The 21,407-nt window shown below is 58.4% G+C and carries 19 protein-coding genes; 18 read left to right on the plus strand and 1 reads right to left on the minus strand.

What is annotated here, in order from left to right; translation table 11 throughout:
- Nucleotides 1–174: 174 nt before the first annotated feature.
- The 17 genes from mraZ to LN050_10745 all read left to right on the plus strand — a co-directional run bounded on the left by mraZ (nt 175) and on the right by LN050_10745 (nt 18,991).
- On the plus strand, nt 175–603 hold the full coding sequence (gene mraZ, locus LN050_10665) for a division/cell wall cluster transcriptional repressor MraZ (GenBank protein ID UFS56180.1): 429 nt from the start codon (nt 175–177) through the stop codon (nt 601–603).
- A gap of 9 nt (nt 604–612) precedes the next feature.
- On the plus strand, nt 613–1,530 hold the full coding sequence (gene rsmH, locus LN050_10670) for a 16S rRNA (cytosine(1402)-N(4))-methyltransferase RsmH (GenBank protein ID UFS56181.1): 918 nt from the start codon (nt 613–615) through the stop codon (nt 1,528–1,530).
- 5 nt (nt 1,531–1,535) lie between these two features.
- A complete protein-coding gene (gene ftsL / locus LN050_10675; protein ID UFS57396.1) occupies nt 1,536–1,826 on the plus strand; it encodes a cell division protein FtsL in 291 nt (96 codons plus the stop codon).
- Nucleotides 1,823–3,556, plus strand: coding sequence for a penicillin-binding protein 2 (locus LN050_10680; protein UFS56182.1), 1,734 nt, complete (start codon nt 1,823–1,825; stop codon nt 3,554–3,556). Before ftsL ends, LN050_10680 begins: the two co-directional genes overlap by 4 nt.
- Nucleotides 3,553–5,115 (plus strand): UDP-N-acetylmuramoyl-L-alanyl-D-glutamate--2,6-diaminopimelate ligase, encoded by a 1,563-nt coding sequence (locus tag LN050_10685; protein UFS56183.1) that lies wholly within the window; start codon nt 3,553–3,555, stop codon nt 5,113–5,115. The genes LN050_10680 and LN050_10685 overlap by 4 nt, the downstream gene beginning before the upstream one ends.
- Complete coding sequence (murF, locus tag LN050_10690; protein ID UFS56184.1) at nt 5,112–6,599, plus strand: UDP-N-acetylmuramoyl-tripeptide--D-alanyl-D-alanine ligase; 1,488 nt, start codon at nt 5,112–5,114, stop codon at nt 6,597–6,599. Before LN050_10685 ends, murF begins: the two co-directional genes overlap by 4 nt.
- Nucleotides 6,589–7,767 (plus strand): phospho-N-acetylmuramoyl-pentapeptide-transferase, encoded by a 1,179-nt coding sequence (mraY, locus tag LN050_10695; GenBank protein UFS56185.1) that lies wholly within the window; start codon nt 6,589–6,591, stop codon nt 7,765–7,767. Before murF ends, mraY begins: the two co-directional genes overlap by 11 nt.
- Before the next feature lie 12 nt (nt 7,768–7,779).
- Nucleotides 7,780–9,561 carry a UDP-N-acetylmuramoyl-L-alanine--D-glutamate ligase gene (gene murD, locus LN050_10700; protein ID UFS56186.1) on the plus strand — a complete coding sequence of 594 codons (1,782 nt, stop codon included), beginning with the start codon at nt 7,780–7,782 and terminating at the stop codon, nt 9,559–9,561.
- Nucleotides 9,562–9,639: 78 nt separating this feature from the next.
- A complete protein-coding gene (gene ftsW, locus LN050_10705) occupies nt 9,640–10,869 on the plus strand; it encodes a putative lipid II flippase FtsW (GenBank protein ID UFS57397.1) in 1,230 nt (409 codons plus the stop codon).
- Nucleotides 10,866–11,960, plus strand: coding sequence for an undecaprenyldiphospho-muramoylpentapeptide beta-N-acetylglucosaminyltransferase (gene murG, locus LN050_10710; GenBank protein UFS56187.1), 1,095 nt, complete (start codon nt 10,866–10,868; stop codon nt 11,958–11,960). The genes ftsW and murG overlap by 4 nt, the downstream gene beginning before the upstream one ends.
- The gene (gene murC / locus LN050_10715) at nt 11,960–13,387 is read left to right on the plus strand and encodes a UDP-N-acetylmuramate--L-alanine ligase (protein UFS56188.1); all 1,428 of its coding nucleotides are present in this window, start codon (nt 11,960–11,962) and stop codon (nt 13,385–13,387) included. The genes murG and murC overlap by 1 nt, the downstream gene beginning before the upstream one ends.
- Nucleotides 13,384–14,391, plus strand: a complete 1,008-nt coding sequence (locus LN050_10720; GenBank protein ID UFS56189.1) for a D-alanine--D-alanine ligase — start codon at nt 13,384–13,386, stop codon at nt 14,389–14,391. Before murC ends, LN050_10720 begins: the two co-directional genes overlap by 4 nt.
- Nucleotides 14,388–15,158, plus strand: a complete 771-nt coding sequence (locus tag LN050_10725; protein UFS56190.1) for a cell division protein FtsQ/DivIB — start codon at nt 14,388–14,390, stop codon at nt 15,156–15,158. The genes LN050_10720 and LN050_10725 overlap by 4 nt, the downstream gene beginning before the upstream one ends.
- A gap of 33 nt (nt 15,159–15,191) precedes the next feature.
- Complete coding sequence (gene ftsA, locus LN050_10730) at nt 15,192–16,421, plus strand: cell division protein FtsA (protein UFS56191.1); 1,230 nt, start codon at nt 15,192–15,194, stop codon at nt 16,419–16,421.
- A gap of 171 nt (nt 16,422–16,592) precedes the next feature.
- A complete protein-coding gene (gene ftsZ, locus LN050_10735) occupies nt 16,593–17,789 on the plus strand; it encodes a cell division protein FtsZ (protein ID UFS56192.1) in 1,197 nt (398 codons plus the stop codon).
- Between the two features lie 76 nt (nt 17,790–17,865).
- Entirely contained in the window at nt 17,866–18,789 is a 924-nt protein-coding gene (lpxC, locus tag LN050_10740) for a UDP-3-O-acyl-N-acetylglucosamine deacetylase (protein UFS56193.1), read from the plus strand.
- A 22-nt stretch (nt 18,790–18,811) separates the two neighbouring features.
- Nucleotides 18,812–18,991 (plus strand): hypothetical protein, encoded by a 180-nt coding sequence (locus LN050_10745; GenBank protein ID UFS56194.1) that lies wholly within the window; start codon nt 18,812–18,814, stop codon nt 18,989–18,991.
- Between the two features lie 65 nt (nt 18,992–19,056).
- On the opposite strand, the gene coq7 is transcribed toward LN050_10745, so the two are convergent.
- Nucleotides 19,057–19,692 carry a 2-polyprenyl-3-methyl-6-methoxy-1,4-benzoquinone monooxygenase gene (coq7, locus tag LN050_10750; GenBank protein UFS56195.1) on the minus strand — a complete coding sequence of 212 codons (636 nt, stop codon included), beginning with the start codon at nt 19,690–19,692 and terminating at the stop codon, nt 19,057–19,059.
- A gap of 505 nt (nt 19,693–20,197) precedes the next feature.
- On the opposite strand from coq7, the gene LN050_10755 reads away from it, so the two are divergent.
- Nucleotides 20,198–21,154: a porin gene (locus tag LN050_10755; GenBank protein UFS56196.1), complete on the plus strand. Its 957-nt coding sequence runs from the start codon at nt 20,198–20,200 to the stop codon at nt 21,152–21,154.
- The last annotated feature ends 253 nt before the right edge of the window (nt 21,155–21,407 follow it).

Below are 21,407 nucleotides of genomic sequence, written 5' to 3' on the forward strand. Positions count from 1 at the left end.
TGTAAGTTGTTCATTTTTAACCACTTTTTATATTGAAGATTGGCCGCGCAACCTCACTAAGTCATTGATTCCATTGAAAAAAACTCGTTAAACCGCTTGCATGGCAACAAAATCCTGATAAAGTGTCAAAAAGTGCAATTAGTGGTGAAAAGTGTTTTTCAAGGATTGATTACGGTGTTTCAAGGGGCTTCATCTTTAAATCTCGATGCCAAGGGGCGGCTGTCAGTGCCTACCCGGTATCGCGACGCGTTGCAAAGCGACGCGCAAGGATGCCTCACGATTACAAAACACCCGCATGGTTGCTTGATGGTGTTTCCCCGCCCGGCTTGGGAAGAGTTTCGTGGCCGCATTGCCGCCTTGCCCATGCAGGCGCAGTGGTGGAAGCGCATTTTCCTGGGCAACGCTTCAGACGTAGAGATGGATGGCACTTCGCGTGTGCTGATCTCGCCAGAGCTGCGCGCCGCCTCCGGCATAGAAAAAGACGTGATGCTGCTGGGCATGGGCAGCTATTTTGAATTGTGGGATGGCCGCGCTTACGCTCACCAAGAGGCGCAGGCCATGAAGGGCGATATGCCCGATGTGTTCAAAGACTTCTCCTTCTAAGGCGCAGCTTTGAATACGTCCTGGTCTCACGAAACCGTTTTGTTGCACGAAGCGGTAGATGCCCTAAACATAAAGCCCGATGGTCGTTATATCGATGCCACTTTTGGGCGCGGTGGGCATTCGGCGCTGATTCTCAAGCACTTGGGTGAGCAAGGCAGTTTGTTGGGCGTAGACCGCGATCCACAAGCCGTTGAGCACGCCAACACGTGGAGCGATACGCGCTTTGCCATTCGCCACCAGGCTTTTCACACCATTGCCGATTTGCCAGACGCCAGCGTTGACGGCCTGTTAATGGACTTGGGTGTGAGCTCGCCGCAGCTGGACGATGGTTCGCGCGGTTTTTCGTTTCGCAAAGACGGCCCGCTAGACATGCGCATGGACACCACGCGCGGCATCAGTGTTGCCGACTGGTTAAAAGATGCTCCCCTAACTGAAATAACGGAGGTGATTCGTGAATATGGCGAAGAACGGTTTGCTGTACAGATTTCAAAGGCGATTGATCGCTGCCGACAGGAGCGGGGCGCTATTCGAACCACCCTCGAGCTGGCCCAAGTCGTGGCTGGCGCGGTCAAAACCCGCGAGCCGGGCAAGGATCCTGCAACGCGGACATTTCAGGCTTTTCGGATTTTCATCAACGCCGAGCTTGAGGAGTTGCAACAAGCGCTAGAGGCCTCTTTAAGTCTGCTAAAGCCCGACGGCCGCTTGGTGGTGATCAGCTTTCACTCGTTGGAAGACCGCATTGTGAAGCAGTTTATTGCCAGGCACGCGCGCGAGGTGGTGGACCGCAAAGCACTGTTTGCACCGCCTGCGCCACTCAGGTTGGAGGCCTTGGGTCGTGTGAAAGCCAGCGCTCAAGAGGTGGCGGTCAACCCCCGCTCACGCAGTGCGGTGATGCGCGTAGCCAAACGTACAGAGGTGGCGCTTTGATACGCGTGAACGCCGTGCTGGTCATTGCCGTCTTGGCGACGGCTTTTACGCTGGTCAACACGCAGTACCAGTCAAGGCGTTTGTACAACGAGGTTGACCAAGCCTCATCGACTGCGCGCCAACTCGCCAGCGACTTTGAATCCTTGCGTGTGCAGCGCCGCGGCGAAGCCGCGCCCGGACGTGTGCAAACCATAGCCGCCAAACGTCTGGGCATGCGAGCGCCAGACCCAAGCATTACCGAGTACGTGAGCACGCCTGGTGCGCCAACTGCAGCGCAAAGCGGGGCTGCGCAATGAGTACCAGTCGCCACACCATTGCCTACAGTGCCAGCCCGTTGTTGGCCAGTCGCACACCTGTGTGGCGCAGCCGCTTTGTGCTGGCAATGTTGGGTGTGGCCTTTGTGGGGCTTGCCGGGCGCGCCGTATACGTGCAAGTGATAGGCAACGACTTTTTTCAAAAGCAAGGCGAGGCACGCTTTGCCCGCACCATTGAGCTGCCACCCAGCAGAGGTCGAGTGCTGGACCGCAACGGTTTGATACTGGCCAGCAGCGTGCCAGCCTATGGCATTTGGGTAGACGGCGGTGACGCTGCAAGCCCCAAAATTGGCGAGTTGGCCAAGTTGTTGGGTATGAGCAAAAGTACTGTTGCAGCGCGTATCAAGAGCTCCAGCGGTGGTTTTGTGTATATCAAACGCCAAGTAGACGAGGCCACGCGCGAGCGCATCAAGGCGCTGGGTATCAAGGGTGTGTCCGACACCAAGGAGTACAAGCGCCAATACCCGGAGGGTGCGGCCGCTGCACACGTGGTGGGATTCACCAACATTGAAAACAAAGGCTTGGAGGGCGTGGAGCTGGCGTTTAATACCCAGCTGTCTGGCCATGCTGGTTCACGTCGCGTGATCAAGGACAGGGCCGGCGCCATCATTGAGGACTTGCGTGACATCGTCCCCGCCGTGAATGGCCAAGATGTGCAGCTGTCCATTGATAGCAAAGTGCAGTTTTTTGCCTATGACCAGCTGCGTAATGCGGTGACCGCACACAATGCCAAAAGCGGCAGCGCCGTGGTGTTGGACGCACAAAGCGGCGAAGTGCTGGCCATGGCCAACTACCCCAGCTACGACCCCAGCGACAGGCGGCAGCTAACAGGTGCGTTGTTGCGCAACCGCGCCATCACAGACACCTTTGAGCCCGGCTCAACCATCAAGCCGTTTGCTGTGGCATTGGCTTTGCAACGCGGCACAGTAACGCCGCAAACCAAATTCCAAACCGCGCCGGGCTACATTGAAATTGGCCGCCATCGTATCAGCGACTCACACGAACACGGCGTGTTGAGCGTGGCGCAAATTGTCGAGAAATCCAGCAACGTGGGTACGGTCAAGATTGCCATGGACTTGCCTGCGCAAGCCATGTGGCAAACCTTTACCGAAGTGGGTATTGGGCAAAAGCCCATAGTGCCCTTTCCGGGTGCGGCCGCGGGCAGACTGCGCAGCTACGAGTCTTGGCGCACGGTGGAAAAAGCCACCATGAGTTACGGCTATGGCCTGTCTGCCTCCTTGTTTCAGTTGGCGCGTGCCTATACGGTGTTTGCCCGCAATGGCGACATGGCACCCATCACCATGCTGAAAAGCACCAAGCCTGTCACGGGCATACCTGTGTTCACGCCTGAAGTGGCAAGGCAAATGCGTGACATGCTGGTCCTGGCCACTGGCGATGAAGGCACGGCCCCAAAAGCGCAAACCCTGGGCTACTCGGTAGCCGGTAAAACCGGTACGGCGCGCAAGGTTGAAGGCAAAAATTACGTACAGAAGTACCACGCATTTTTTGTGGGCTATGCACCAGCCGACAAGCCGCGCGTGGTGGTGGCCGTGATGATTGACGAGCCGCGCAAAGGCCAGTTTTATGGTGGCTTGGTGGCCGCACCTGTGTTTAGCCAAACCGTTCAAAACACGCTGCGCATCATGGGTTTGCAGCCCGATCAAGCGGTGCAGCCCAATATCAACGCAGTGGGTGTGGAGGAGTCGTTTTGAACGCAGCCGCACAACACACGCTAGACACACCGCAAGCCGTGGTGCAGTGGTTGCACGCGCGCAAGGTACAGCAGTTGTGCGCTGATAGCCGGGCTGTTGAGACTGGCGATGCCTTTGTGGCGTGGCCTGGCTATGCCACCGATGCCCGCGCTTTTGTTGCCGGCGCATTTTCAAAAGGCGCGGTTGCGGCATTGGTAGAGGCACGTGACGCAGCCAATAGCGCGTTGCCAGTGGCGCTGCTGGATGACGCGCGCGTTGCTTTGGTCAGTGGCCTGAAGACCATGTGCGGCGATATTGCAAGCCTGTTTTATCAGCAGCCCAGCGGCCAGTTGAACGTGGTGGCCGTGACCGGTACCAACGGTAAAACATCCACCACATGGTGGTTGGCACAAGCGCTAAGCGCCGCTGGCCAGGACTGTGGCCTGGTAGGCACCTTGGGTGTGGGTAGTATGCGCAACCTGGCTCAAACAGGGCTGACCACGCCAGATCCCATTCGTTTGCAGCAAACGCTGCGCAGTTTGGTGGACCAAGGTGTTGCAGCATGTGCGATAGAGGCATCCAGCATTGGCCTGGCTGAGGCGCGCATGGCGGGCACTGCAGTGCGTGTGGCGGTATTTACCAATTTGTCGCAAGACCACCTGGACTACCACGCCAACATGGACAACTACTGGCAAGCCAAGCGCGCCTTGTTTAACTGGCCAGGCCTGCAAGCCGCCGTTGTGAACATAGACGACGCACATGGTGCAGCCTTGGCTCAAGAGTTGGCGGGCCAGCTGGATGTGTGGACGATTGGCCTGGCAGCACAAAATGGTGTCGTACAACAGCCTCGCTTGATAGGGCACAACATACGCGCTACGCCAACAGGCACAGCCTTTGACGTGAGCGAATACAAAGACGCCCAGTTGCTTGAAACGCATAGTCTGGACTTGCCCATAGTGGGCAACTACAACGTGAGCAACATGCTTGGCGTGCTGGCCAGCATGCGCGCGCTGGGCATTGACTTGGCCGCCGCGTGCGCCAGTAGCCACAACCTGGAGGCAGTGCCCGGGCGCATGCAGTTGGTAGACGTTGGCCGCTCAGACATCAGTGTGCTGGTGGACTATGCCCACACCCCTGACGCATTGGTGCAGGCACTGCAAGCCGTGCGCCCCATGGTGCAGGGCAATGGTCAGCGCCTGTGGTGTGTGATGGGTTGTGGTGGTGACAGAGACACCGGTAAACGCGCACCTATGGCGCAAGCTGCGCTAGATTATGCAGACGCCGTGGTGTTTACCAGCGACAACCCGCGCACCGAGGAGCCGCAAACCATTGTTGACCAGCTCATGAGTGCAGCCTTGGCGCACGATCCAGCCAGCAGCAAAACCGTGTTGCAACAAGTCGACCGTGCACAAGCCATTGCCACGGCCGTGGCCAAAGCCAATAGAGGTGACGTGTTGCTGATCGCCGGCAAGGGCCACGAAGACTACCAGGAAATTGCTGGCGTTCGCATGCCATTTTCAGATGTGCAAGTGGCCAGTGCCGCTCTGCGTAGCTTGCGTCCAACAGGAGGCCTGCAATGAGTGTCTTGCAGGCCCAACACCCAGTGGCGCTGCTGGCGCAGTTGCCAAATGCCGTCATGGTTGACCAGGCGCGCGTGGATGACTGGTTGCGCAACTTGCCCGCTGATAGTTCTGTCGCGCGTGTGCACAGCGATACGCGCAGTTTGCAAGCTGCCGATTGCTTTGTAGCCCTGAAAGGCGAGCGTTTTGACGCGCACAGTTACTTGCCACAAGTCAGCAGCGCTGGCGTGCAAGTCGCATTGGCCAGCCACGGTTTGGCCCAGGCCAACCTGGCCGGTGCACAAGTGCCAGACACCCGACAAGCCCTGGGGCAGTGGGCTGGCCTGTGGCGCAACACCTTGGACTTGCCGCTGATTGCGGTCACCGGCAGCAACGGCAAAACCACGGTGACGCAAATGGTGGCGTCCATATTGCGCGCAGCGCATGGCGACAAGGCCTTGGCAACTGCAGGCAACTTCAACAACGACATTGGTGTGCCTCTGACGCTGCTGCGCTTGCGCAAGTATCACGCCAGTGCTGTGGTTGAGCTGGGCATGAACCACCCCGGTGAAATAGCTGGTTTGGCTGCGATGGCCAAGCCTACCGTGGCCTTGGTAAACAACGCACAGCGCGAGCATTTGGAGTTTATGCACAGCGTCGATGCGGTCGCTGCAGAAAACGCCTGCGTGTTTGGTGCGCTGGCCTCGCACGGCGCCGCCGTGTTTCCGTCTGACGACCATTACACCCACAGTTGGCGCGATGCCGTGCAAGCCTTGGACCGTGACTGTCAGGTGTGGACGTTCTCGGACAAAGACCAAGACGCCACCGTATTTGGCAAGGCCACATGGCTGGGCTCGGCATGGAGCGTGCAGATGATAACGCCAATGGGCGAACTCAGCACCTGCGTGGCTTTGGCCGGTCAACACAATGTGCGCAACGCTTTGGCCGCAGCTGCTTGCGCCCTAGCCAGCGGCGTATCGCTTGCGGCTGTGGACCAGGGTTTAAAAGCCTTTAAGGCAGTAAGTGGTCGCTCACGCGCTGCGTTGTTGCGACGCGGCGCGCAAACCGTAGGCCTGGTCGATGACACCTACAACGCCAACCCAGACTCTGTGCAAGCCGCCCTGTCTGTGTTGGCTGCCATGCCTGCACCACGCTGGCTGGTATTGGGCGACATGGGCGAGGTAGGCGAGCAAGGTCTGGCTTACCACCAGGAGGTGTTGCAAACAGCACTCGGCGCAGGCATTGAACGTATAGACGTGGCGGGCGACTGGTGGCAGCAAGTGGTGCAGCAAGCAGGCCCAACCCAGTCGCTTGTGCAGTGGCATGCCAACGTCGATGAACTCGCCAAGGCCGCACCGCAGCTGGGTGGGCAAGCAGCCAGTGTGCTGGTGAAAGGTTCACGCTTTATGCGCATGGAGCGCGTGGTGCAAAGCCTGGAACACGCGTGGCCCACCGAAGGCCCGGCAGATACAGAACAACAGGAAGGAGCGGCTCATGCTGCTTAATTTGGCAGATTGGCTACAAGGCCTGTCCCCTCATTTTGGATTTTTACGGGTGTTCCAGTACCTCACGTTCAGGGCGGTGATGGCCGCGCTGACTGCGTTGCTGATTGGTTTGGTTGCAGGTCCTGCCGTCATTCGCCGCCTGAGCGCCTTGAAAATAGGCCAGCCCATTCGCGACTACGCCATGCAAACCCACCTCATTAAAAGTGGCACACCCACCATGGGCGGTGTGTTGATTTTGCTGGCCATCACGCTGTCCACCTTGCTGTGGTCACACTGGAACAACCGCTTTATGTGGATTGTGCTCATTGTTACCTTGGCATTTGGCGCCATTGGCTGGGTTGATGATTGGCGCAAAGTGGTCGCCAAAGACCCAGAGGGCATGCGTTCGCGCGAGAAGTACATGTGGCAGTCGCTCATAGGCTTGCTGGCCGCGCTGGCCTTGGTCTTTAGTATTTCTGAAGGCTCCAACGCACGCGTGTGGGAGTTGTTTGTCACCTGGGTGCAATCTGGCTTTAACGTGGACTTGCCGTCCACCGCCAGTTTGCAAGTGCCGTTCTTCAAGTCTGTGACTTACCCATTGGGTGTGCTTGGCTTTGTGGTGCTGACCTACTTGGTGATTGTGGGCTCAAGCAACGCGGTCAACTTGACCGACGGGCTGGACGGCTTGGCCATCATGCCTGTCGTCATGGTGGGCTCTGCATTGGGTTTGTTTGCCTACATCACCGGCAACGCCAATTTCTCACGCTATTTGCTGCTGCCCAACATCCCTGGCACTGGCGAGTTGTTGATTTTTTGTGCGGCCATGGCGGGTGCAGGATTGGCGTTTTTGTGGTTCAACACCCACCCCGCGCAAGTGTTTATGGGCGACGTGGGCGCGCTGGCCCTGGGCGCGGCCCTGGGCACCATTGCCGTCATCGTGCGCCAGGAAATTGTGCTGGCCATCATGGGCGGCATCTTCGTGGTGGAGGCATTGTCTGTGATGCTGCAGGTGAGTTACTTCAAGTACACCAAGCGCCGCTTTGGCCAAGGCAGGCGGCTGCTGCAAATGGCACCACTACATCACCATTTTGAGAAAAAAGGCTGGCGCGAAACCCAAGTGGTTGTGCGTTTCTGGATCATCACCATGCTGTTGTGCCTGGTGGGTTTGTCAACCTTGAAGCTGCGCTAATTGTGTTGCACCATGACTGAGCAAACCGCACCATCCGCTGTACTTGTCCTGGGCGCAGGCGTGTCTGGCCTGGCCATGGCGCGTTGGTGCGTGCGCATGGGCGCACAGGTTACGGTGGCTGACACACGTCAGGACACAGCGCGCTTGCAGCAGCTACAAACAGCCTGGCCGCAGTTGAGCTTTGTGCAGTGCGCATTTGACAGCACGCTAATGGCATCTAGCAACTGGGGCGCCGTTTACCGCAGCCCAGGCTTGTCACCCGCACAGCTGCATGAGGTGCGTAGCTGGTGCGATGCCAACGGCGTGATCTATGGCAACGAGGTGGACTTGTTTGTGCAAGGCCTCATAGACCATGAGCCCCCGCCAGACCTGCCGGCGGTTGAGTCAGCGCCCGCCGATGACGACCAAGCCATGTTGGCGCAGGCCCAAGCCTTGAATGAAACCGTAGATGAAGCGGTGACGGAAGCGGTCGCTGACGTTTCAGCAATGGATGACGACCAAGAAGGGCCAGACGACGACATAAAGAATGACGAAGTTGAAGGCGATGCAGAAGGCGATGTAGAAGGCGACGGCGTTGAGGCCCACGAGTGCCCCATTGAGCCTGCCGCGCCCATCAGCCGCAAGCCCAAAGTGTTGGCCGTAACAGGTACCAATGGCAAAACGACGGTATGCGCCTTGACCGCACAGTTGTTGCAGCGCGCCGGCGTAGACGCTATCGCGGCTGGCAATATTGCGCCATCCTTGCTGGACGCCTTGAGCGCATGCCTGGACGAAGGTCGCTGGCCGCAGGTGTGGGTATTGGAGCTGTCCAGTTTTCAGTTAGACCATTGCACCAGTTTGCAGCCCGACAGTGCAACCATAGTCAACATCAGCCAAGACCACCTGGACTGGCACGGTGACATGGCCAGCTATGTAGCTGCCAAAGGTCATGTGTTTGGCAACCTGGGTCTGCGCCTGTTAAACCGTGACGATCCGCAAGTCATGCAGTTTCAGCCAGAGCCGCCCGCAGTGCCCAAGCGTGGTGAGGCCGTTGCGCCCCATGCCAAGTGGGCCAGCTTTGGCACCGACACACCCACGCGCGTAGGCGACTGGGGTCTGGACACTACCAATGGCCTGACCTGGCTGGTACGCGCGCAGCCACTCGATGACACCATACAAAAGCCCAAACGCGGCCAGGTAGCCGCGCCAGTTGAGGTGTACATGCAGCGCTTGATGCCAGCGGACGCGCTGCGCATCAGGGGGCAGCACAACGCGACCAACGCCTTGCTGGCCTTGGCCCTGGCCACCAGCACAGGCGCTGACTTGGCCGCCATGCTGCACGGCTTGCGTGAGTACACAGGCGAGGCGCACCGCATGCAGTCTGTGGCTGTGGTGAACGATGTGGAGTATTTTGACGACAGCAAAGGCACCAATGTTGGTGCAACCCTGGCCGCCATCAAAGGCTTGGGTAACGAGCGCCGTTTGGTGGTGATTTTGGGTGGTGACGGCAAAGGCCAGGACTTCACGCCATTGAACGCCGCCGTGGCTCAATATGCGCGTGCCGTGGTGTTGATAGGTCGCGACGCGCCAGCTATTCGCCAGGCATTGGCCAGCACAGGTGTGCCATTGCTAGACGCTACAGACATGGCGCATGCTGTGACCATCAGCCAAGCGCAGGCGCAAACCGGCGATGCGGTGTTGCTGTCGCCCGCTTGCGCCAGCTTTGACATGTTTGACAACTACGCCCACCGCGCACGCGTTTTTACGCAAGCGGTGTCTGACCTGGCCGCCGATGCAGGCGTGGAGCTGTCATGAGTCAGGCACGCGCCAACCCCAGAAACAGGCCAGCCGTTGGCAGCAAACTGGCGAGCGCATTGCGCCGCATGGTGGGGCTTGTTTGGCAGCACAGAGCAAACGCCTAAGCCAGAGTACATACCGGTGCGCGTGAACAGCCGCGACTTTGTGCGCAGCCGCCCACTGGAAGTGCGAGAGCATGGCTTTGACAAAGCGCTGCTGTGGGTGGTGTTGTCCATGGTGATGTGGGGCCTGGTCATGGTGTACTCGGCCACAGTAGCCTTGCCTGACGGCCCACGCTTTGCCAATTACTCAGCCACACATTTTGTATTGCGCCACAGCATCGCTATTTGTATTGGTGTGGTTGCGGCCGTGCTGGCTTTCCAGGTGCCCATGGCCAAGTGGGAGCAATACGCCAACCACTTGTTTGTGTTTGCACTGGTATTGCTGGTGCTGGTCTTGATACCGTTTATTGGCAAGGGCGTGAATGGCGCACAACGCTGGATTTCACTGGGCTTTTTCAACTTCCAGCCGTCTGAGTTGGCCAAATTTGCAGTGGTGCTGTACGCGGCCAGCTACATGGTGCGCAAGATGGCCATTAAAGAGAAGTTCATGCGCGCGGTGACACCCATGGGCGTGGCCATGGCACTGACCGGCGTGTTGTTGTTGGCCGAGCCAGACATGGGTGCATTCTTGGTGATCGTGGTGATCGCCATGGGCATCCTGTTTTTAGGCGGCGTCAACGCCAAGGTGTTCTTTTTGTTCAGCACCTTGATTGTGGGCGCATTCGCCGCCATGGTGTGGCTTAGCGACTGGCGTCGTGCCCGCATTTTTGCCTATCTTGACCCGTGGAGCGAAGAGCACGCCTGGGACAAAGGCTACCAGTTGTCGCACTCATTGATTGCATTTGGCCGTGGCGAGTTGTTTGGCGTGGGCCTGGGCGGCAGCGTTGAAAAGCTCAGCTGGCTACCCGAGGCGCACACCGACTTTTTAATGGCGGTACTGGGCGAAGAGTTTGGCCTGCTGGGCGTGCTGATTGTCATTGTGGTGTTCATGTGGATGACGCGGCGCATTGTGCAAATTGGGCGTCAAGCCATTGCCCTGGATCAGGTGTTCAGCGGCCTGGTGGCGCAAGGTGTGGGCATGTGGATTGGCTTTCAAGCCTTCATCAACATTGGTGTGAACTTGGGCGCTTTGCCCACCAAGGGCTTGACCCTGCCGCTCATGAGCTACGGAGGCTCGGCCATTTTGCTAAACCTGATTGCATTGGCGGTGGTGCTGCGCATTGACCACGAAAACCGCCAACTCATGCGAGGAGGCCGCGCATGAACGCCACACTGACAAGCCTGCAAAAGCCCTGCGCCTTGATCATGGCTGGCGGCACTGGTGGACACATCTTCCCAGGCTTGGCCGTAGCCAAAGACCTCATTGCCAAAGGCTGGCGCGTGCATTGGCTGGGCGCACCCGCCAGCATGGAGGCCCGCGTGGTGCCCACGTACAACATACCGCTGGAACTGGTGGCGTTTGCGGGTGTGCGTGGCAAAGGCATCAAGACCCTGCTCGCCGCGCCGTTCAAGTTGGTGAAAGCCATAGCGCAGGCCAGACGCATCATGCAAAGCCTGCAGCCTGATGTGGTGATAGGGCTTGGTGGCTTTATCACAGTGCCCGGTGCGGCTGCGGCGCGCATGTGCGGCGTGCCCATTGTGTTGCACGAGCAAAACGCCATCGCAGGCATGGCCAACCGCTACCTGTCTCACATAGCCAGGCGCGTATTCACCGCCTTCCCCAACGTTTTGCCCAAGGGCGAGTGGGTGGGCAACCCCATGCGCAGTGAGTTTTTGATGCAGCAACCCGCGCAGCAGCGCTACGCGCAGCGCACCGGCCCACTAAAGGTCTTGGTATTGGGCGGCAGCCTGGGCGCCAAGGCGTTAAATGATGCAGTGCCCGCAGCGCTGGCATTGATGCCGCAGCAGCAACGCCCACAAGTGGTTCACCAAAGTGGGGCCAATCACATTGACGCGCTGCGCGACACCTACTTTGCCGCTGGCGTTGACGGTGACTTGCGCGCCTTTATTGACGACGTGGCCACGCTGATGGCCAGTGCCGATGTGGTGATATGCCGCGCTGGCGCCAGCACCGTCACAGAGCTGACAGCAGTGGGTGCGCCTGCCCTGTTGGTACCTTTTCCGCACGCGGTGGACGACCACCAAACCGCCAACGCGCAGTTCCTGGTGCAGGCACAAGCGGCTTGGCTGGTGCAGCAAACAGAGCTAAGTCCTCATTGGCTGGCGAACTGGCTGGCGGGTTTGACCAGAGAGCAACTGACGCAGTGCGGCCAGAACGCCAGTGCGGTTGCCCAGACAGAAGCCGTGCAAGCCATTGTGCAAGCCGTGCAGCTATTGCGAGAGGAAGGCGTGTGATGAAGCACGTGATTAAACACATTCACTTTGTAGGCATTGGCGGCTCTGGCATGAGCGGCATTGCTGAAGTGCTCATGAACCTGGGCTACACCGTGTCTGGCAGCGACTTGAGTGAAGGCGCTTCTGTGCAGCACTTGCGTGCCATGGGTGCCACGGTACATGTGGGCCACGACGCGCAGCACATCGTGGGTGCGCATGCAGTGGTGACGTCTACCGCCGTTAAAGCCGACAACCCGGAGGTTGTTGCTGCGCGCACGCTGCTGATACCCGTGGTACCGCGTGCGGTGATGTTGGCTGAGCTCATGCGCATGAAAAAAGGCGTGGCCATCGCAGGGACACACGGCAAAACCACCACCACCAGCCTGGTGGCCAGCGTATTGGCGCAAGCCGGTGCAGACCCCACCTTTGTAATTGGCGGGCGCTTGAACAGCGCGGGCACCAACGCCAAGCTGGGTACTGGCGAATACATAGTGGTAGAGGCTGACGAGTCTGACGCCTCATTCCTCAATCTACTGCCCATTTTGTCTGTGGTCACCAATATTGACGCAGACCACATGGACACCTATGGCCATGACTTTGGCAACCTGAAAAAGGCATTCGTGGAGTTTTTGCACCGCATGCCGTTTTACGGCGCCGCCGTGGTGTGTGTAGACAGCCCAGCGGTGCGCGACATCTTGGCCGATATCGCGCGTCCCGTGGTGACATACGGACTAAGCGACGATGCGCAACTGCAAGCCACCGACATCAGGGCGGTGGGCGGGCAAATGCACTTTACCGTTAAGCGCCGCATGCCTGAGGCGTTGCCAGACATGCCGGTGGTGTTGAACCTGCCCGGCCAGCACAATGTATTGAATGCACTGGCCGCCATTGGCGTGGCCTACGAAATTGGCTTGGCAGATGCCGACGTGCAGGCGGCCTTGGCTGCATTTACCGGCGTGGGCAGACGCTTCCAGTTGTACGGTGACGTGACACTGCCGCAAGGCGGGCTTATGACAGTGGTAGACGACTACGGCCATCACCCCGTAGAGATGGCGGCCACTCTGGCTGCTGCACGTGGCGCCTATCCTGGGCGTAGGTTGGTGTTGGCATTTCAGCCGCACCGCTACAGCCGCACACGCGACTGCTTTGAAGACTTTGTCAAAGTCATTGCACAGGCCGATGCGGTACTGCTCACAGAGGTCTACGCCGCAGGTGAAACACCGATAGTGGCTGCAGACGCGCGCGCCCTGGCCAGAGCCATACGCGTGGGCGGTGTGCTGGAGCCACAATTTGTAGAGTCTGTCACTGACCTGGCCCAAACAGCGTTGGCCAGCGCGCAGGATGGTGACGTGTTGCTGTGCATGGGCGCAGGCAGCGTGGCCGCCGTACCAGCCCAAGTGCTGGAGTTGGCCAAATCGCAACCAGTGGCGCAGCAGGTGAGCGCATGAGCACCAGCACACACAACCAACAGCGCTGGCCGCTGCCTGATGCAAAAGCCATGGGCAAAGTCGCCGTGCTGATGGGCGGACATTCCGCCGAACGCGAAGTCTCATTGATGTCTGGCCAGGGCGTGCTCAGTGCGCTGCAAAGCCTGGGCGTTAACGCGCATGCCTTTGACCCCGCACATCAAGACTTGCAGCAGCTCAAGGCGCAAGGCTTTGAGCGCTGCTTTATTGCGCTGCATGGCCGCTTTGGCGAAGACGGTACGGTACAAGGTGCCTTGGAGCTAATGGGCATTCCCTACACCGGCGCGGGCGTGATGGCATCCAGCGTGGCCATGGACAAAGTCATGACCAAGCGCATCTGGCGCTCGGAAGGTTTGCCCACGCCGGCCTGGGCGCTGGTAGACAGTGTGCACGCCACGCAGCAAGCTTTTGCAACGCTTGGCTCGCCCATGATTGTCAAGCCAGCGCGCGAAGGATCCACCATTGGCCTGACCAAAGTCGAGCATGCCGATCAATGCGAGTTGGCCTACAACTTGGCCGCGCAACATGACCCCGAGGTTTTGTGTGAACAGTTCATCAGTGGCGACGAAGTGACTTGTCCCGTGGTGGGCACGGGCTCACAAGCGGTGGCGTTGCCGGTGATTCATATCAAAGCGCCAGACGGCAACTACGACTACAACAACAAATACTTCACCAACGACACGCAATACATAGTGCCTTGTCACTTGCCCGCTGGCGAAGAGGCAGCCATAAAAGAGCTGATTCTGAGTGCTTACTGCACATTGGGCGTGCGCGCCTGGGGCAGGGTAGACGTGATGATTGACGCCGCCACGCGCAAGCCTTACCTGCTGGAGATCAATACATCACCGGGCATGACTGGTCACTCGTTGGTGCCCATGTCGGCTGGCGTGGCGAATCTGCCCTACGCCGAGCTGTGTTTGTACATATTGGGCATGGCTGCGTTAGACAACGCCTTGCCAGCTGCAGCCACCGGAGGCGTGCAGTGACCTTGAACATGCCCTCAACCCCAGTAGACGTTCGCGTAATGGACGCACTAAGCCGGCTGCTGCTGCTGGTGTTGGTGTGCCTGAGCTTGTTCGTACTGGGGCAGTGGGCATACCGCCACCCGGCATGGCCTGTTCGCTCGCTGGTGTTGGTGGGCGATGTGGTGCACCAAAGCGCACCAGCACTGCGCGCGCAACTGAACGGTCGCATGGCGGGAAGCTTTTTAAGTGTGGATGTAGGGCGTATGCAAGTCTTGGTGGAAGACATGCCCTGGGTGCGCAAAGCCGTGGTGCAGCGCGCCTTCCCAAGCCATTTGCGCATCACCATTGAAGAACACCAGGCGCGTGCCTGGTGGGGTGAAGTAGGCGCGCAGCGCCTGGTGAACAACTACGGTGAGTTGTTTGAGGCCAGTGCCGACGATGCCGTCAGCGACGCCAGTCAGTGGCCAGTACTAGACGGCGCACCAGAGCAGGCGCGCGATATCTACCAAGCCTATTTGTCCATCAACCAAGCTGTGGTGCCGCTTGGCAAAACCGTGCAAAGCCTGCGCATGAGCGAGCAAGGCGGCTGGCACGCCGTGTTGTCGGGCAATGTGCACTTGGACTTGGGTCGTGGCACACCGGCAGACATCACCCAACGCGTGCAGCCCTTTGTCAGCACGGTTTCAGAGTTGACGCGGCGCTACCAGGGTGACCTGGAAGCTGCAGACCTGCGCTACCCCAACGGTTATGCGCTGCGCCTGCGCGGTGTCACAACTGGCAAGCAATAACAACACAACGGAATTTTTGCAAAAGAGAACATCATGGCCAAGGAATACAAAGACCTCATAGTCGGCTTGGATATAGGCACCTCCAAAATCATGGTGGTGGTCGCCGAGGTGCAAACCAGCGGGCAGCTCAAGCTGGCCGGCTTTGGCGTGTCCGAGAGTAGTGGCTTGAAGCGTGGCGTCGTGGTCAACATAGACGCCACCGTACAAAGCATTCAGGCCGCACTCAAAGAAGCCGAGTTTATGGCCGACTGCCAAATCACCCGCGTGTTCACCGGCATCACCGGCAGCCACATACGTGGCATCAACTCCAGCGGCATGGTGGCGGTCAAAGACAAAGAGGTCAGTGCCGCCGACGTGGCCCGCGTGATAGAGACTGCGCGCGCCATCAACATCTCTACTGATCAGCGATTGTTGCTGGTAGAGCCGCAAGAGTTTGTGATTGACGGCCAGGACGTCAAAGAGCCCATTGGCATGAGCGGCATACGCTTGGAGGCCAAAGTACACATCGTTACCGGCGCACAAAGCGCTGCAGAAAACATCATCAAGTGTGTGCGTCGCTGCGGCCTGGAAGTTGACCAGCTCATGCTCAACCCGCTGGCATCCAGCCAAGCCGTGCTCACCGAAGACGAGCAAGAGTTGGGCGTGGCCTTGGTAGACATTGGCGCGGGCACCACAGACGTGGCCATTTTCTCTGGCGGCGCCATTCGCCACACGGCGGTGATACCCATAGCAGGCGACCTCATCACCAACGACATCGCCATGGCGCTGCGCACGCCCACCAAAGACGCCGAAGAAATCAAGGTACTCAGCGGCTGCGCCAAGCAACTGCTGGCCGACCCAGACGCACAAGTAGAAGTACCAGGCCTTGGCGACCGCGCGCCCCGCATGCTTAGCCGCCAAGCCTTGGCCGGCGTCATTGAGCCGCGCGTGGAAGAAATTTTCTCGCTGGTGCAGCAAGTCATTCGCGACTCTGGCTTTGAAGAAGTCTTGTCGTCAGGCATTGTGCTGGCCGGTGGCTCAGCCGTAATGCCAGGCATGGTCGAGCTGGGCGAAGACATTTTCTTAAAGCCAGTGCGTCGAGGCATTCCCACGCACGCCAGTGCCATGTCAGACATGGTGGCCCACCCACGCGCGGCCACCGTTATGGGTTTGGTGGAAGAGGCCAGGCAAGCGCGCCTGCGTGGCCACACCGTGGCGCGCAAAGCCACATCCATGCAGTCTGCACTGGGCAGGCTCAAAGACTGGTTTATGGGGGTGTTTTAACAATGCTGCACATACAACACAAACACCACACTGGGCCACCGCGCAGCTATGTGGGCCTAGACCCCGGCACACGTGGCAGACACAAACGCCACAGACACCGACCGACCAGAAAGCCACACCCCTGTGTGGCCCCCATTTTTGAAATTTGAATTGACCCTCTAGGAGAACTATATGTCCATCGAAATGATTGAAACCGAAGAATTCAACCAAGGCACGCGCATCAAGGTAATTGGTGTGGGCGGCGGCGGCGGCAACGCTGTGGGTCACATGATTGCCACTGGCGTTAACGGCGTCGAGTTTGTGTGCGCCAACACCGACGCGCAAGCACTCACGCAAAGCGCAGCGCACAAGCTCATCCAATTGGGCGGCACCGGCTTGGGCGCTGGCAGCAAGCCAGAAAAAGGCTGCGAAGCTGCCGAGTTGGCCATTGAAGAAATTCGCGAAGCCATTGGCGACGCACACATGTTGTTTATTACCGCTGGCATGGGCGGCGGCACCGGCACCGGCGCAGCCCCCGTGATTGCGCGCGTGGCCAAGGAAATGGGCGTGCTGACCGTGGGCGTGGTCACCAAGCCGTTTGACTTTGAAGGTCAAAAGCGCATGAACAACGCCGACAGCGGCCTGACCGAATTGGAAGCCAACGTGGACTCACTCATAGTGGTGCTCAACGACAAGCTGCTAGAGGTGTACGGTGACGACATCACGCAGGAAGAAGCCTTTGGCCACGCCAACGATGTGTTGAAAAACGCAGTAGGCGGTATTGCTGAAATCATCAACGTGCCTGGCCACGTGAACGTTGACTTTGAAGACGTGCGCACAGTCATGGGCGAGCCCGGCAAAGCCATGATGGGCACGGCCGTTGCCAGCGGCCCAGACCGCGCCCGTTTGGCCGCCGAGCAAGCGGTTGCCTGCCCGTTGCTGGAAGGCATAGACTTGTCCGGCGCACGTGGCGTATTGGTGCTGATCAGCGCGGCCAAGGGCTCTTTGAAGTTGAAAGAATCCAGCCTGGCCATGGAAACCATTCGCGCCTACGCATCACCCGATGCGCACGTGATTTACGGTACGGCTTACGACGACCAGCTGGGTGATGAAATCCGCGTCACAGTGGTGGCAACAGGCTTGGCCCGCAGCGGTGCCAAGCGCCAAAGCACACCACTGACCGTGTTGCGCACGGGTACCGACAACATGCCCGTGACGGACGTGAACGCCAACGGCGGTTATGCCGACAAGCTGGCCGGTGCCCAAAGCAACGTGCCAAGCGTTTGGCGCAACAACCGCACGCAAGCCAGCGAGCGCGTAAACGCCTTGTCATCTGGCGGCATGGAAGACTTTGAAATCCCAGCCTTCCTGCGCAAGCAAGCCGACTAAGCAAAGCTGGTCTGCCAGTAGGTGTATGGCAAGCGCAGCTGCGCTTTGCCTGCACCCATTCATACAATAGCTGCCTATGCTCGCTCAACGCACACTCAAAACACTGACCAAAGCCACTGGCGTTGGTCTGCACAGCGGTGAGCGCGTAGAGCTAACCCTGCGTCCGGCGCAGCCCAATACCGGCATTGTGTTTAGAAGAGTGGACTTGCCCACCCCGGTGGACATACCGGTGAACGCTTTGGCCGTAACCGACACGCGACTGGCCTCAACCATTGAGAACAACGGTGCCAAGGTACACACCATCGAGCACCTGATGTCTGCCCTGGCGGGCTTGGGTCTTGACAATGTGTATGTAGACATCACTGCTGAAGAAGTACCCATATTGGACGGCTCGGCCGCCTCGTTTGTGTACCTGCTGCAAAGCGCCGGTGTGGTGGTGCAAAACGCGCCCAAACAGTTCATACGCGTCACAAAGCCCGTTGAAGTCCGCGAAGGCGACGGCAAAAACGTCAAATGGGCCAGGCTGGAGCCTTACCACGGCTACAAACTCAAGTTTGAAATTGAGTTTGCCCACCCCGCCGTAGACGCCACTGGCCAGTGCGTTGAGTTTGACCTGGGCAGCGGCCAATACGCCCGAGAAATAGCCCGTGCGCGCACCTTTGGCTTTACCCGCGACGTGGAAATGATGCGCGCTAATGGTTTGGCGCTTGGCGGCGGCCTGGACAACGCCATCGTGATGGACGACGTCAAAGTGCTCAACGCCGACGGCTTGCGCTACAACGACGAGTTTGTGAAGCACAAGATACTAGACGCCATGGGCGACCTGTTTGTGGTGGGCAAGCCTTTGCTGGCTGCCTACACCGCCTACCGGTCAGGCCACGCCATGAACAACCAACTGCTGCGCGCCCTGATGGCCCAGCCAGATGCGTATGAAATAACCAGCTTTGCTGACGAGCGCGCCGCGCCCGCAGGCTTTGCGCAAACTGCACCGGCTTGGTGACCAAAAGGCTTAGCGACCAGCCATGATCATTGCCCGCCTAATCATGTTTGCCCTGCTGGGCACCTGTGTGCTGTCTTTTGTGATGTATGCCCTGACAGCAAACGCCGGCTACAAACGGTTTGGCCTTATGGTGCTGAAGTGGACGGTGTTTGCGGGGCTGGCGTTCTTTGCCATTCTGTTTGCCACGCAGTTGCTAAGCTAAGCCAAGCCCTAAGTGCGTCGCCGCTCAGCGTGTGAGCGGTCAACAAAAGCCTGGCCCGCGCCCTTTCAGATGTGGTGTGCCACCGTTGTCATCACCTTGGCCGCCGCACGCATGGCGTGTTGCACCGCTTGGGGCAAAGCGGTGGCACCAGCCTGAGCCTGCGCAGCATGCTGGGCCTCATCCGCCTTCATGTGCGTCACTATGGCCTGTGAGCGTACGTCCGCAGCGTCTAAAGCCTGCATGTGCTCGGCCAGGTGCGCCTCTACCTGCCGTTCAGTCTCCACCACAAAGCCCAAGCTCACGCCCTTGCCAAGACGCGCAGCAGCCAGGCCCAGTGCAAAGGATCCCGCGTACCACAGTGGGTTGAGTAAGGACGGGCGGGCTTGCAGCTCGGCCAAGCGTTGCGAGGTCCAGGCCAAGTGGTCGGTTTCTTCAGCGCTGGCTGCCTCCAGGTGCCTGGCCAAGGCCTCATCGCCATGAAACACGCGCGCGCCCAGCGCCTGAGACGCATACAAACCCTGAGCGCAGACCTCGCCCACGTGGTTTACCCGCATCAAGGCGGCGCTGTGTTGCTGCTGCGTTGGGGTGAGGGTGACATCTTGCGGCATGCCGCGCACGGCGCGTGTGGCGTGGGGTGCGGCAAACAAGGTGCGCAAGCCGCTGTCAAGGGCCTTGATAAAAGCGTCGGTGGTGTGTGTCATAAAAATCAACCTCTTTAGGCGCTAGGTTAGCTGAAAGACAGCAGGCGTTTAGCGCCCGCACCAAAAACACGCACAAAGCAATCTGACCATTGCGCCGCGTGTCTCAGTGACAAAACGCCTATCTTCCAGGTTTTGGCTGTCCAGGTGCCAGCTGTTGCCCCGGTGGTGCCAAGACGCCATCAAGGCGACATACCCCGCAAAACAGGCCAAACGCTGCGGCGGCAGCAACGCCAAAGCTGGCAAATTCGCCAAAATCGGGTTTACCCTTAAAGCCCTTGGTGAGGCCTTGTGTTGGGATAAAAACAAATAATAATCAATGGGTTAGACAATTAATCAGATATTTGGCTTTTAAACCCTGTGGCATTCAAACAACGAAAACAAAGCTTTTTGTTAAAAACCTTTGCCAGCAGTCTCATGATCTGGTGGAATACACACAACTTCCTACTTGGAGGTTGGCGAGGGAAACAATTCCCAAGCCCCTATTTCAACTTTGGAGAAACTCTCAATGAAAAAAACTCTGATTGCTCTGGCTACAGTGGCTGTCGCCGGTGCTGCTTCTGCTCAAGTAACCCTCTCTGGCAAGCTTGCCTATGGTTGGGAAACAGCTTCTAACCCTGCAGGTGTGACCACCAGCAAAGGTTTGAAAGTGACCGACGGTAACTTCACACTGGCTGCCACTGAAGACCTAGGCGGCGGTTTGAAAATGGCTGCAAAAATGGACATCCAAAGCCGCGGTCGTGGTACGGACATTGCTGGTCGTGACGCGTCTTTGACGCTCACTGGTGGTTTTGGTGCTTTGACCATTGGCGCTGTTGAAGCCGCTAACGGCATACTGGACTTGGGTGGCGCGGGTGCACCGGTTATTGGTTTGGACGACAACAATCCTGTATTGATCGGTACTGTCACTGCAGCAACGCAAAACAAAGCCGTGTTGGACAGCGCAACCAACGTGGACGTTCTTGCTTATGCCTTGCCAGTTGGCAACGGTTTGACGCTGACCGTGAAGCGCACAGACGCTAACAAAACTGGCGAAGGCAGCAACCCTGGCACCACCTACGGTGCTGAGTACGCTGCTGGCGCTTTGAGCGCAAAGCTCGACCGCACCAGCGCAGCCTTGGTGAAGCGCACACGTGTCAGCGCCTCTTACGACTTGGGCATGGCCACCATTGGTTACGGTTACCAAACGGTTAAGGCAACAACCGATGGACTGGCTAGCGTGGGTGCTGGTACCAACAAGCAGACCCTTGTTGGTGTTGCTGTGCCGATGGACGCGTGGACTTTTGGCGTGAACTACGGCACCAACAAGAACACCACCACTGGTTTGGACAACAAGGGTACCGACTTGGGCGTGAGCTACGCTTTGAGCAAGCGCACCACTTTTTACGTGCAAAACCAGCGCGTGAAAGTTGGCACCAATGCAGCCTCCAAGACCACACGTGTCAAGTTGATGCACACTTTCTAATTTGACGCTGGCTGGTGTCAAGCCGACATCAGCCAGCTGATAGCCAGATTGCAAGCCCCTAAGGCCAAAAGCCTTAGGGGCTTTTGCTTGTCGCGGGCGTAAATGTAATTGCTTCATGTAGTACTCATTATTAGGAAATATTCCATTAATGAGTACTTTATATTTATTTCACATACAACTCAACCACTTTGTGCGATTTTCCCAACATCCGCACCAAATCGTGTCACAACCAACCCCACCGTGCACTGCAATA

This window comes from Comamonadaceae bacterium M7527, from assembly GCA_021044545.1.
In the GTDB taxonomy this organism is placed as follows: domain Bacteria; phylum Pseudomonadota; class Gammaproteobacteria; order Burkholderiales; family Burkholderiaceae_C; genus RS62.